The organism is Thalassospira australica, from assembly GCF_044790785.1.
Lineage (GTDB): Bacteria > Pseudomonadota > Alphaproteobacteria > Rhodospirillales > Thalassospiraceae > Thalassospira > Thalassospira australica_A.
This window is the reverse complement of record NZ_CP085258.1, coordinates 1,387,655-1,400,784: the sequence shown is the minus strand read 5'-3', so window position 1 is coordinate 1,400,784 and position 13,130 is coordinate 1,387,655. Positions and strand designations below refer to the sequence as shown.

At 56.6% G+C, this 13,130-nt stretch carries 13 protein-coding genes; 4 read left to right on the top strand and 9 right to left on the bottom strand.

The window, feature by feature from the left end:
- Nucleotides 1–4 precede the first annotated feature (4 nt).
- Both LG297_RS06725 and LG297_RS06720 read left to right on the top strand, forming a co-directional pair.
- A complete protein-coding gene (locus LG297_RS06725; protein WP_404426153.1) occupies nt 5–1,501 on the top strand; it encodes an exopolyphosphatase in 1,497 nt (498 codons plus the stop codon).
- A gap of 135 nt (nt 1,502–1,636) precedes the next feature.
- On the top strand, nt 1,637–2,881 hold the full coding sequence (locus LG297_RS06720) for a DUF1835 domain-containing protein (protein ID WP_404426152.1): 1,245 nt from the start codon (nt 1,637–1,639) through the stop codon (nt 2,879–2,881).
- On the opposite strand, the gene LG297_RS06715 is transcribed toward LG297_RS06720, so the two are convergent.
- On the bottom strand, nt 2,878–3,792 hold the full coding sequence (locus LG297_RS06715) for a LysR family transcriptional regulator (protein ID WP_404426151.1): 915 nt from the start codon (nt 3,790–3,792) through the stop codon (nt 2,878–2,880). The genes LG297_RS06720 and LG297_RS06715 overlap by 4 nt on opposite strands.
- Nucleotides 3,793–3,897: 105 nt before the next feature.
- Between LG297_RS06715 and LG297_RS06710 the strand changes: the two genes are divergently transcribed.
- Both LG297_RS06710 and LG297_RS06705 read left to right on the top strand, forming a co-directional pair.
- Nucleotides 3,898–4,758 (top strand): SDR family oxidoreductase, encoded by an 861-nt coding sequence (locus LG297_RS06710; protein ID WP_404426150.1) that lies wholly within the window; start codon nt 3,898–3,900, stop codon nt 4,756–4,758.
- Complete coding sequence (locus LG297_RS06705) at nt 4,755–5,204, top strand: nuclear transport factor 2 family protein (protein ID WP_404426149.1); 450 nt, start codon at nt 4,755–4,757, stop codon at nt 5,202–5,204. The genes LG297_RS06710 and LG297_RS06705 overlap by 4 nt, the downstream gene beginning before the upstream one ends.
- Nucleotides 5,205–5,316: 112 nt before the next feature.
- Here the strand turns inward: LG297_RS06705 and LG297_RS06700 are convergent, their stop codons facing one another.
- From LG297_RS06700 to LG297_RS06665, 8 genes are all read right to left on the bottom strand, one after another.
- Nucleotides 5,317–5,949 (bottom strand): hypothetical protein, encoded by a 633-nt coding sequence (locus LG297_RS06700; protein ID WP_404426148.1) that lies wholly within the window; start codon nt 5,947–5,949, stop codon nt 5,317–5,319.
- Between the two features lie 150 nt (nt 5,950–6,099).
- Nucleotides 6,100–7,269, bottom strand: coding sequence for a ribonuclease D (gene rnd, locus LG297_RS06695; protein ID WP_404426147.1), 1,170 nt, complete (start codon nt 7,267–7,269; stop codon nt 6,100–6,102).
- An 89-nt stretch (nt 7,270–7,358) separates the two neighbouring features.
- The gene (locus LG297_RS06690) at nt 7,359–8,447 is read right to left on the bottom strand and encodes a succinylglutamate desuccinylase/aspartoacylase family protein (RefSeq protein WP_404426146.1); all 1,089 of its coding nucleotides are present in this window, start codon (nt 8,445–8,447) and stop codon (nt 7,359–7,361) included.
- Between the two features lie 3 nt (nt 8,448–8,450).
- The gene (gene rimK, locus LG297_RS06685; RefSeq protein WP_062952404.1) at nt 8,451–9,356 is read right to left on the bottom strand and encodes a 30S ribosomal protein S6--L-glutamate ligase; all 906 of its coding nucleotides are present in this window, start codon (nt 9,354–9,356) and stop codon (nt 8,451–8,453) included.
- 61 nt (nt 9,357–9,417) lie between these two features.
- Nucleotides 9,418–9,954, bottom strand: a complete 537-nt coding sequence (locus LG297_RS06680; protein WP_404426145.1) for an ATP-dependent zinc protease — start codon at nt 9,952–9,954, stop codon at nt 9,418–9,420.
- A gap of 84 nt (nt 9,955–10,038) precedes the next feature.
- Nucleotides 10,039–10,770 (bottom strand): DnaA ATPase domain-containing protein, encoded by a 732-nt coding sequence (locus tag LG297_RS06675; RefSeq protein WP_404426144.1) that lies wholly within the window; start codon nt 10,768–10,770, stop codon nt 10,039–10,041.
- A gap of 7 nt (nt 10,771–10,777) precedes the next feature.
- Nucleotides 10,778–11,875, bottom strand: a complete 1,098-nt coding sequence (locus tag LG297_RS06670) for an AI-2E family transporter (protein WP_404426143.1) — start codon at nt 11,873–11,875, stop codon at nt 10,778–10,780.
- Nucleotides 11,876–11,958: 83 nt separating this feature from the next.
- Nucleotides 11,959–13,053, bottom strand: coding sequence for a DUF2066 domain-containing protein (locus LG297_RS06665; protein ID WP_404426142.1), 1,095 nt, complete (start codon nt 13,051–13,053; stop codon nt 11,959–11,961).
- Nucleotides 13,054–13,130 lie beyond the last annotated feature (77 nt).

The following is a 13,130-nucleotide window of genomic DNA, read 5'->3' as shown; positions in this document are numbered from 1 at the left end:
CCGCATGCTGACTGACCAAAGGGTTTCCAACCGTATCGCCATCATTGATGTTGGCTCGAACTCGGTGCGTCTTGTTGTGTTTGACGGCATGACACGCGCACCGGCCCCGATTTTCAACGAAAAGGTGATGTGCGGTCTGGGGCGCGACCCCGAAAACACCGGCCGTCTCAACCCCGAGGGGGTTGAAATGGCAACCGCCGCCCTGCGGCGATTTGCAGGTTTGCTGCGTGCGATGAAGGTCAGCCGTGTCGATATTCTCGCCACCGCAGCCGTTCGCGCGGCCAGCGACGGGAAGGCATTTTGTGATCGCGTCCATGCGGAAACCGGATTGACCGTCAAGGTGATTGACGGGCTTGAAGAAGCCCGTCTTTCGGCCTTTGGCGTTATTTCCGGTGATCGTCGTGCAACCGGGATCATGGGGGATATCGGTGGCGGGTCGCTTGAACTCGTCCTGCTTGACGAGGGCGAGATCAAAAAAAGTGTCAGCGTGCCCCTGGGCGCCATGCGCCTGCATGCGGTGTTTGGTGCGGATCGTGCCCGGCTGGAGGCAGAAGTCAAAACCCATCTTGATACGGTCGACTGGCTGCATGAGGGGGCGGACAAACCGCTGATTGCGGTTGGCGGTTCGTGGCGTTCGATTGCCAAGCTTTATATCGCGCAGGAAAACTATCCGATTTCGGTCGTGCATAATCTGACCATGCCACGTGCCGAAATCGCCGAACTGACGCATATCATATCCCAGCAAAGCCGTGTGTCGCTTGACAAGGTTGGCGGTGTTTCCAAACGCCGCATCGACAGCCTGCCCCATGCGGGCCTTGTCATGAACATGCTGCTTGATCGCATGAAGGCCAAGGAAGTTGTATTTTCCAGTCATGGCCTGCGCGAAGGCTGGATGTATGAAGCCCTGCCCGACGAATTACGCGAACGCGACCCGCTGCTTGACGCCTGCCTCAGCTTTGCCGAGGACGGCGAACGGTTCCATCAGCACGGCGAGGAACTGTTCCGCTGGTGCGCGCCGATCTTTCGCAACCAGCCGACAAATCTGGAACGGTTGCGCCTTGCGGCCTGCATCATCGGCGATGTCGGCTGGAACGAACACCCGGATTACCGCGCGATCCAGAGCTATAACCGCATTCTGCATCACCCCTATCTTGATCTGAACCATCATGACCGGGTGTTCCTCGCCTATACCATCGGGTCGCGCTATACCGGTAATTTCAAGGGTGACGAATCCAGTGACCGGTTGCTTGACGATGATACGCGCAATATCGGTCGTCTGTTTGGCCATGCCATTCGGCTGGGCCATACGCTTTCGGGCGGGGTCGAGGGGATTTTGCCCGGTACTGCCCTTGTCCTCGAAGACAGGACGCTGGTGCTTCAGATGCAGCGCGACTTTGCCGATCTTAACGGTGAAGTCGTCGAACAGCGTCTGTCAAAACTGGCCAAATTGATGGATTACGAAAGCCGGGTCATGATTGTCGATCAGCTTCCCAAACCCTGACCGTGCATGCTATGGTGCCTTTGCTTCCCGAAGCACCCCGTCCGCGGAAAGGGCTGCGCCCGATCTAATCGACATATGAACCACACGGTTTCCTTGCCTGTCTGGCGGACACAGGCCTATGCACAGGGGAATCGTATGTCTGCTTCACGCACATCGAAATCCGGAATCTTTGACGGCCGCCTTAACCTTGAACAGCAGCGAAAACGCGCCAAGGAACTGCTGAAATCCGCCCGCGCCCAACAGGGTGATGCCCAAACCCGGATTGCGGCCCACCTGCCCGGCAAAAGCATTGATGACCTGCAACTGGCCGATAGCCAGCTTGTCATTGCGCGCGAAAACGGCTTTGCCAGTTGGCCGAAACTGAAATCCCATATCGACCGGATTACCGAACATCAGCGCCAGATCGCATCGGGGCATCTGCCAACGCTTGATACCCCGCAAACCCTTCATTTGCGCTGTGGGTCGGAAATCAGACATGGCCTTGAACTGGCCGGGTTTGTTGGCCCGTTTATGGAATTTTCCGATCCGTTCTGTCAGGGACCGGTGCCGGATGTACCCCTGCCCGATTTTATCGAAACGCGGGCGCGCTTTATCGCATCGTCCTATCGCATTGATTTTCCCGATGCACTTTCCCGCCTGCAACGTGAATATGCCGGTCTTGCGACATTGGGCGATTATGATCATGTCGTGCTGTGGTTTGAACATGACAGCTACGATCAACTGATCTTGGCCTTCCTGCTTGATTTCATCGCGACACTTCGCCCGCAAACACGGCTTGATCTGATCTGTGTGGATCAGGTGCCCGGTGTCGAGCGTTTCGTCGGTCTTGGTCAATTGTCGCCCGAATTACTGATCTGGTGCTGGGAAAATGCCCGGCAACCCGTGACGCATGACATGCTGGCCTTTGGTCAAAAAGTCTGGCCCGCGATCCGTGCCTCAAAGCCCGATGCGCTGCGTACCATCATCAATCACCACCAATCGCCGATCCCCTGCATGATCGCGGCGCTTGATCGCCATCTGCGCGAATTGCCCGATCCCGAAAGCGGTCTTGGCCTGACGCAGGAACTGACGCTGCAAATCATCCGGGAGCACGGGCCGATCACGGCGGGCAAAATCTTTGGCCACCTGATGCGAAGTTATGACCCGCTGCCGTTTCTGGGCGATTTGATGTTTTGGGAAGTTCTTGCCGATATGGGTAGAGCCAGAATACCGCTTTTCACCAGCCGCGAAGATTTGGCACAAGCCCCGTGGCACGAACGGATATTGTCACTGACCGAAACCGGCCACGAAATCCTTTCCGGTAGCCAAAATTTCATGGAACTTTACACTGGCGAACGATGGGTTGGCGGCATTCGGATTAGCGGTGCAACGGGACCTTAAACCAGCTTTCGCGTTACCCTGAAAATCTCGCCCCGCAGCCATTTATGCGGGGCGCTGGCCGCATTGCGCACATGCCATGATTGGGCAAAGCTGTATTCAGGGAAATCAAGCGGGAAGGTACAATTGGCAAATCCGGCCATAACATTGCGTTCAAGCCGCGATGGCAGCGATGCGATCACGTCCGTTGCCCGGATCAGGCTTGCGATGCTGGCGAAGGTTGATGCCTGCAACACCGTGCGGCGCTTGCGCCCGATGGCGTGCAATGCCTCGTCCACCGCCGAATGATCGTTATTGCCGATGATCACGCGGGCATGGGGCACGGCGCAATAGCGATCCAGCGTATCGGGGGGCACGTCATGGCAATCGGCATCGTAAAAGCACGCCATATGTTCGCGAAACAGGGTCTGCTGCGCGATATCGCCGACATTTTCGGTCATATGCAGGCCAATCGCCAGATCAAGCTGACCGCTGCGCAGCCGGTCGATCACGTTGGTATCGCCATGGATCGGCAATATCCGAAGCCGGATATCGGCGGCATAACCGCGGATGATGCGAAACAGTTCGGGCATGATCACCGCAACCTCGTAATCATTGGTGCCGATCACAAAGCGGGCTGATTGCACCGGATCGTTCGGATCAAAGGCATCAACGCGGGCAAGGTTGCGCAAATCCTGCAACAGGATGCGCACCCGCCCGGCCATTTCATCGGCATGGGCGGTTGGCGTGATCCCCCGGCCCGACCGGACAAAAAGCGGATCGCCGACAATCTGGCGCAACCGGTCGAGCCCGTGGCTGACGGTGGGTTGCCCGACGCCAAGGCGATTGGCGGCTGCTGTTACCGATCCCTCGTCATAGATCGTCAGGAAAAGCCGTAGCAGACGATAATCAAGGTCCAATTCATCGATATTCATACATGAATACTATCACCTTGATCGAATTGATCATATGGGAAATCCGGTGCAGTTTCATTCCATTGACGGGCCAATGCCCACCCCCGATTACCGGAGAATGAAACCATGAAAATCCTTGTTACCGGCGCAACCGGCCAGCTCGGAAGTCTTGTTATCAAACATCTGCTGGACCGCGTCCCGGCTAGCCAGATTGCGGCCAGTGTGCGCAATGTTGCCAAGGCACAGGAAATGGCCACCAAAGGCATCGATGTCCGCCACGGCGATTTTGACGATCCTGCCCTGATGACCAATGCGTTCAGGGGTATTGATATCGCGCTGATCATTTCGGGTGAAACCGATGTTGAAACCCGCATCAAACAGCACCGGACCGCGGTTGATGCCGCCAAGGCCGCCGGTGTCAGACATCTGGTCTATACCAGCTTCATCGATGCGCGCCCCGAAAGCCCGTTTACCTATGCCGCGATCCATGCCGACACCGAAAGCTATATCAAGGCAAGCGGCCTGTCCTTCACGGTACTGCGCAACAGCTTCTATACCGACCTTCTGATGGCAGGCGTTCCGCATGCGCTTGAAACTGGCGATTTTGGTGCCCCTGCCGGGAATGGCAAGGTCAGCTACATTCCACGGAACGACCTTGCCGAAGCCGCCGCCGTCGTCCTGGCCAACCCGGCAGATCACGTCAACAAAACCTATGACCTTTCGGGCACGCCCATCGGCTTTGCCGATATCGCCGCCATCATTGCCGAGGCAACCGGCAAGGACATCCGTTATGTCGATCTGCCGCCCGAAGTCCATACCGGCATTCTGGCAAGCCTTGGCCTGCCCGATCATCTGGTTGAGGCGCTAAGCGGCATGTATGTCGGCACGCGCAATGGCGATTATGAACAGACCAGCGACGATTTCGCCAAGATTGTCGGTCGCGCACCGCAAAGCACGGCGGACTTTCTGAAAGAGGCGCTGAAATGAGCCGCGCCAAAACAATCCTTACTGCCACCCTGATCGCCATCGGCTTCGCCTTGCCCGCCCATGCGGGCGAGGTCGAAGACCGCAACACCGCCAATGTCGTCGCGTTTTATGACATGGTTTTCAATCAGCGCGATGTTGACGGCGCGATCACGAAATATATCGGCGATGAGTATATCCAGCATAACCCGTTCGTCGCCGACGGCATTGACGGCTTTCGCGCAGGGATCACCGGCTGGCTGAATTCTGACGCGTCGATCCATGCCGAAATCGTCCGTACTGTCGCCGAGGGCAATCTGGTGGTTACCCATGTCAGGTCCCTTTCGGCAGAAGGCGAAAGTGCGGTGATGGATATCTTCCGACTTGATGGTGCCGGCAAGATCATCGAACACTGGGACGTCGGCCAGCCGGTTCCGGCCGAACAGGCGCATGACAACACCATGTTCTAAAACCGGACTTCCTCACCTGTTGCAAAAATGAAAAACGGGCCAAAGCTGGCCCGTTTTTATTCTTCCATTCCGACCGTTTGCGACAGATCAGCCCATTCAATTCTGAAACGCTCTATTCTTCCTCAGCAGTCATCACATGCAACATCAAGCTGCCTTCTGGACTGGGATAGACTGGATATAAAATACTCCCTCCTCCATCCATGGCTTCAACGCTCGGAACCCCTGATGTGCTCAGGTCAACCTGCCCTTCAAACGTCTCTGCAATTCTGGAATTATCTGCTGCCACCAGCACATAATAGTCACCGGACTTGGCGGCAACGATAAATGTTCCGCCACCACCGCCCATGCCCTGCACGTCGCCTTCAAACGTATCGATCTGCTGATAATCAGGGTCAAAGAGGTACGCGTTAAATGGCATCACCTTTTTACGAAAACCAAGGCACTCGTAGCACAAGGTGCTGACATGTATCCAATATCTGTGATCGGCATCCAATGTTGCCCGACCAATTTTAAAGTTGTTCAGGCTATTGCCCTGCTGAATGGCCGGGTCGGTAATACGAACCCCAAAAGTCTCCCAATCATCAACCTCGACGAAAAACGTCTCTTCATTTTTCACCGCCTCAGAAAGCGACTGATATGTTTTGGGCGGATTATCAAGCAGCGCCTTGTAATCGGCAGAACCTGAACTGGAACAGGCACCGAGCAACAGGACTCCCATACCCCCCAAAATTCTAATGATTTTCATCCCAACAACTCTCTGGATTGTAAAACGTCAGATTCGTTTCTAGCGCGAATTAGTTACTTAAAATAGAGAAAGTTTTCAGCTTCCCCAAAACGAAAAACGGGCCAAAGCTGGCCCGTTTTTTCATGTCTTCGATTGGGTGAAAGGACTTGCTTAGTCCTTGGCTTCAAGCTCGACAAACACCACTTCGCCGTTCTTGAGCTTGAGCCCGATCTGTCCGTGTTTGAGTTGCAGGGCATATTGGCCGAACAGCTCGCGCCGCCAGCCATGCATTGCCGGAACGTCGGCATTGTCATCGGCTGCGATGTTCTGCAAATCGTCGCTGGATGCCACAAGGCGCTGGGCAACGCCCTTTTCCTCGGAACAGAGTTTGAGAAGAACTTTAAGCAGTTCCACGGTCGGGCCGATGCCCGATGGAAGGTCGGGGCGGAGTTTTGGCTGCGGCCAGTCTTCCTGCGGGCTGTCAAGGGCGGTCTGAATGGCTTCGATGATCGCCTGACCGGGTTTGCTGCTGCCGAAATTGCGGCCGACACCGCGCGTTTTATCAAGATCCTTGTCCGTCAATGGCTGACGGGCGGCGATATCAAGCAGGGTATCGTCGCGCAGAACGCGGTTGCGCGGCAGGTTTTTGCGCTGTGCCTCGGTCTCGCGCCATTCGCCAAGCGCGCGCGCCACCGCCAGAAATTTCGGGCTGTTGGAGCGGGTTTTAAGCCGAAGCCAGGCTTCCTTGGGATCGATCGTATAGATCGACGGATCGGTCAGGCGTTCCATTTCCTCGGCCAGCCAATAGGCCCGGCCATTGGCTTCGAGCCGTTCGTGGAAGGCTTCGTAAATCACGCGAAGATGCGTCACATCCGACAGCGCATAACTAAGCTGCTTGGTCGAAAGTGGTCGGTGCGACCAGTCGGTAAAGCGCATCGATTTATCGATATTCTTGCGCACCACCTTGTTGACCAGCGTTTCGTAGCCGACCTGATCGCCATAGCCAAGCACCATCGCCGCGACCTGGGTATCGAATACCGGGTGCGGGACCTTGCCGCTGAGATGGACGAAAATCTCGATATCCTGACGGGCGGCGTGAAACACCTTGATCACGCTTTCGTCCTGCATCAGATCAAACAGCGGACCAAGGTCAAGCCCGTCGGCCAGCGGATCAACCGCCGCACCATTATCCGACGGTTCGGGACTTGCAAGCTGCACAAGGCAAAGCTGCGGCCAATAGGTCGAATCGCGCATGAACTCGGTATCGACAGTGACATATTCGAACTGCCGGAGCTTTTCGCACAACGCGCGCAGTTCTTCTGTATTTGTAATTGGTTCCATAAACCTTGCTATAACATTGCCGGGCGCGATCCGCCAGTAGCTTCAATGTGGCAGCTATCATGCGTAAAAAGCACGGAAAACCCGCCGCCTCAGATGATTTCGTCCTCGTCGAGCAGCGGATCGGATTGCAGATGGGTTTCGATGGCATCCATGCGTTCCTGCAATTCCGATGACCGTTTGATCGCCGCCACATGGAAAAGCGCATCGCCCTGATTGACAATCGGCAGATTGGTCCGCCCGATGATCAATCCGGCATGTTTCGCCACGACCTCTGCATCGCGCAGGCCAAACGGATCGGAAACGGCCGCCACCACGTCGCCCTCGTTCACGAAATCACCGGCAAGCTTGAAGGTCCGCAGGATACCGCCGACCGGGGCGCGCAACCAGTGACTGCTGGATGATTTGAACGGTGGGACTTTGGGATCGCGGATCGATCTGCCCGATGTCATGCCAAGTTTGCGCATGACGCGCAACACGCCCGAAACACCGGCCCGGATCGACATTTCATCAAATCGCAGCCCCTCGCCCGCTTCATAGAGCAGGATCGGCACCCCGGCCTCCTTGCCGGTCTGACGCAGCGACCCTTCGCGTAGCGGACTGGTCAGGATGATCGGCGCGCCGAAGGCCTCGGCATAGGCCATAATGTCATGATCATCGTCATTGACCCTGATCTGGGGCAGGTTCACGCGGTTGACGGCTGCCGAATGAAGATCGATGCCGAAATCGGATTTTTCGACAATCTCGGTCAGGAAAAGATGGGCAAGCTGTGCGGCAAGGGAGCCCGCCGAATGACCGGGGAAGCAGCGGTTAAGGTCGCGGCGGTCGGGCAGATAGCGCGTATGGTTCAAAAAGCCGAACGCATTGACCACCGGAACCGCCAGCAACGTGCCGTGCATCCCGCGAAGAGCAGGCGATTTCAAAACGCGGCGGATGACCTCCACCCCGACGATTTCATCGCCATGCACGGCACCACTGACGAACAGGACCGGACCGGGCCGTTTGCCATGCACGACATTGACCGTCAGATTGACCGGCGTGTGATTGGATAAAAGCGAGATCGGAATATCAACGATCTGGCGTGTCCCGGCGGGGACTTTTTTGCCGCCAATCTCGAAGTCCGGGGTTCTGGCTACCTTTGCCGATTTGGCTTTGGATACTTTTTTCCCGATCTCGTTCACAGTTTATCCCTTGCCTTTGGTCCGCACCTTGCCGGGGCGGTAATCCTTTTCCATGAAATCGATAATCATCCCGGCAATGTCCTTGCCGGTTGCGCCCTCGATGCCTTCCAGACCAGGTGATGAGTTGACTTCCATCACTACCGGACCGTGGTTGGAGCGAAGAATATCGACACCACAGACATTTAGCCCCATCGCCTTGGCGGCTTCAACTGCTGTTGCGCGTTCCTGCGGAGTAATACGCACGGACCGCGCCGAACCGCCGCGATGAATGTTGGACCGGAAATCGCCCTCGGCCCCCTTGCGTTCCATGCTGGCAACCACCTTGCCGCCGATCACAAAGCAGCGAATATCGGTATTGCCCGCTTCCTTGATGAATTCCTGCACCATGATATCGACATTGGCACCGCGGAAGGCCTCGATCACGGATTTCGCCGATTTTTCGGTTTCGCCAAGAACCACGCCGATGCCCTGGGTGCCTTCCAGAAGCTTGATCACCACCGGTGCACCGCCAACGATGGAAAGAACCTCGTCGGTCTTTTTCGGATCATGGGCAAAGGCCGTCACCGGCAGACCGACACCGCGCCGCGACAGGATCTGCAACGAGCGCAGCTTGTCGCGCGACCGGCCAATCGCGACGGATTCGTTTAGCGGATAAACCCCCATCATTTCAAACTGGCGCAACACGGCCAGCCCGAAAAACGTCACCGAAACACCGATACGCGGAATGACTGCGTCATAACCGCTCAGTTTCTGGCCACCGTAATAGACTTCGGGTTTCAGGGAGGTGATGTTCATCGTGACGCGCAGGGTGTTGATGACATCAATTTCGTGCCCGCGACTTTCGGCCGCCTCGACCAGCCGTTTGTGGGAGTACAGATTAGGATTGCGCGCAAGCATTGCGATCTTCATGCAATGGACTCCCGTGGTCGAGCGTTACTGAATGTGTCGAAAGTTCAACGACAGCGTCGGATCATTGTTCCGAAACAGTGTCGGATTTCAGCGCCGTATAAACCTGTTCCGGTTTCCCCGCCAGATAAGATTTCGACGGTTGAACCAAAAATCTTCCTGCCTTCATCGCGGTCCGCCCCAACAGCATGGGAAAGCCCATCAATGAACGGTTTGCCAATGAAACCTCGACCCGGATTTTATGATGCCCGACGGCAATATGGGTCGAAATGACATAGCGTTCTTCGGCCTCGCCGTTGGAACTGCGAATCTCGCGTTTTTCCACAAGCGGCGCCGTGCACTCGATACGACCATGCCCGTCACCACGGTAATGCGGCAAGATGAATTTTACGAACTTTTGATTATCGCGATCAATGACACGCGGATTCAATGCATGCAGCGACGATGTCCGCGCCCCCGTATCGACCTTGGCCTTCATGAACGGCACATCAAAATCCGGCAATCCAATCCATTCGCGCCACCCCAAAACATGCCCGGACTGAACCAGTGCATCGGTCCTGGATTTAAGGGACGGTTTAACCTGGGTCTTGCGCGGGGTCACATGCACTATCCGGTAATTTGCAATCGGGCGAATATAACGCTTAACATCTTGTCTCGCCTATCAAAAATGCGCATGCCTGCGGCATCAATCCTGTTGGTCATCCATCACGGCGCGCACCAAGGGCAATGTCACCGCCCGCTTTTGCGCCAGTGCCTGCCGGTCAATCGCCGCGACAAGATCGGTCAGGGCGACAAAGCTGCGTTCGATGCGGGGCAGGATATAGGCAATGATCTGCGGGCTTGGTGCCATCTGCCGGTCGGCGAACAGCTTGATCAGAAGTCCGACCATCAGGTCGTCATCGGGCGGGGAAATCTCGCACACCAGTGCTGCGCCCAGCCGCGATTTCAAATCCGGCAAATCGACTTTCCAGCGCGCCGGGGGCTGCTGTGCGGTCAGCAACAGGTGGCCGCCGCGTTCCTTGAGCATGTTGTAAAGATGAAAGCACACCGTTTCGTCGAGGCCCAGATCGGCATCCTCGATCACAAGCCCGGTGGCATCGCCCAGAAGATCGTCAGGATTCGCCCCGCCGAGATCGCGCCCCGAAACGCTGAGCGCGGCGGAGCGTGCCCGCCAGACTTCGGCCAGATGGCTTTTGCCCGACCCGCGCGGCCCATAAAGGCACAATGCCGGAACCGGCCAGTCCGGCCAGTGATCGATCCATGAAACGGCTTCGCGGTTGCAATCCGCAACCATGAAATCGGCCCGCCCCAGCGCCGGACGCAGTTCCAGCGCGAGGGGCAATTGCTGCGGGATGGTATCCACCTCCCGCATCTCGGCGCTTGCGCTGGATGCCGTCTTTTTGGTTACACGGGTCACGGTAATCTCAATTCTCGGCGTCTTTCAAGGGATCATAGGCCGGGTGATCCGGTCCGTGATCGTATAAGCGACTGTTCAGATACTGCCTTAAGCCATAGCGCACAAGCACGCCGATCACAGCGGCCACCGGCACCGCCAGCATCACGCCCAGCAATCCGAAAACCGCCCCCCCGGCCAACAGGGCAAACATCACCCAGACCGCATGCAGGCCAACCTTGTCCCCGACAAGCTTCGGCGTCAGGAAATTGCCTTCCATCACCTGCCCCGCCCCGAAGACAAGGGCCACCAGCGCCAGATCGATACTGACCCCGAATTGCGCAAGCGCAACCCCCATGCCGACGGCAAAACCGGCAATCATCCCGACATAGGGCACAAAGGAGACAAGACCGGTCATCAACCCGATGACAAAACCGAATTCCAGTCCGACAAGGCTTAGTCCAATCGCATAGAAAAGGCCAAGCAGCATGCAGACCGTCGATTGACCGCGGACAAATCCGGCCAGCGTTTCATCGATTTCACGCGCACACTGGCGGATATCCTCTGCCGAGCGACGTGGCAGATAGCCATCGACCCTGGCAACGATCTTGTCCCAGTCGCGCAAAAGGTAAAATGCCACAACCGGGGTAATGAACAGCAAGCTCAGGAAATTCAGCAACGCCAACCCACCCGACAACACATTGGTCAGGATATTGCCAACCCACTTGATGGCATTGGCCGTCTGGCCCTTGGCCGAATCCGATATGTTTTCCAGCGTTTCCGGGGCAATCCGGTCAACGATATGCTGGATATGGGGCAGGATGGTATTGCGCAGCGTATCGATATAACCCGGTAACCTTTCAAGGAAACCGGCAAGCTGGTTGCCGATCATCGGGACCACAAGCAACAGCACAAAAATGAAAATCAGGAAAAACAGAACCGTAATGATCGTTGTGGCAAGCGTCCGGTTGATCCCGCGTGCTTCCAGCCGGTCGGCCAGCGGATCAAGGAAATAGGCAATCGCCATCCCGGCGACAAACGGCAACAGAATGCCGGAAAACAGCCAGATCAGAAGGAAAAAACCGACAATGAAAATCAGCCAGAAACGCGCCTGTTGCCGGATGGTCATGTCCGGTTACCCCCTGTTTCGCCCATGCCCGTCCCCGACGGTCGCAGAACATCCGATTGCGATAAATATACCCGGCGGGCGGTTCACCCGCCGACCGACAAGCCCTCCAAGCGATCCGAACCGGCGGGCTGGATAAACCAAAGATCGCCCATCTGACTCAGGCTAAGGTTCTGTTGCGCCAATGCGGTACGAAGCTGTTCGGGTGACCCGGCATATTCCACCGCAATCTGCACTTCGCGGCGCGACATTGCCACCACATGGCTGGATCGCACCACCGGAAGACCAACCAGCCGTTCCTCGATCCGGGCCCAGTCCTGCAAGCCGGTGATCGGGATGAACACCATCAATTGCCCGCCCGTATCGTAATTGATCAGATTGGCCTGTTTCCAGCTTTCCGATAACTGGTCCTGAACACTTTTGGCTGCCCGCACCAGCGTCTCGTTCAGGCTTTCGCCTTCCTGTGTCGTCTCGTTCACGCCAAAGATCTGCGGCTCACCGCCCGCGCCATAGCGCGTAACGGTCACATCGACGGTTTCCGCCCCGGTTTCACCCCGCACATCCGCACTGGCCACCACCGCAACATCCGCGCCATAGCGACGCGCCAGTTCGTTCAGACGCTCCATCGCACCATCTTCTGCCTGCTCGGCCGAAATGGTGCCGATATCCTGCAAATCGCCAATCGGAGCCTTGATCGGCACCAGACCGCCTGTGGCAAAATTCCGGTTCCAGATATCGCGCCACGGATTGGGATCGTCCCACAGGCTGGCGTAACCGCCCGAATGATACACCGGTACAATGATCACCGGTTTGGACTGCAATTCGGCAAAAGGTACATCGCGGAAACGCAGATAATTGCGAAGCTCGTTTTCCTTGAACCGCACCGTCATGTCCGCGATATAGCGCACCGAGGATGTTTTTTCGTTCGAAACCCCGAAATCGCGCACCATATTATTGATATCCGCCTGGCTGGGTTGGCCAAGGCCGGCACGGTCTTGGGGCAATGTCAGGCGCGCAACAATCTCGTCAAAGGCCTTGCGCTGCCCGATGGCAAGCGCCTGATCACGGGCGGCTGCGGCGGTTTCGGCACTTTCATCAACATGCACGCCCGATACCGTAAAGATATCCTGTGCAAATACCGGAAAGGATAAGGACGCCGAAAGACCGACGATTCCCGCCAACAGCCTGATATTCCTGAGTGTGGTAAGCACGTTTGCCTCTTTGCCCATTTTTCGATGGTTTGATGCTCTTTGTGGCA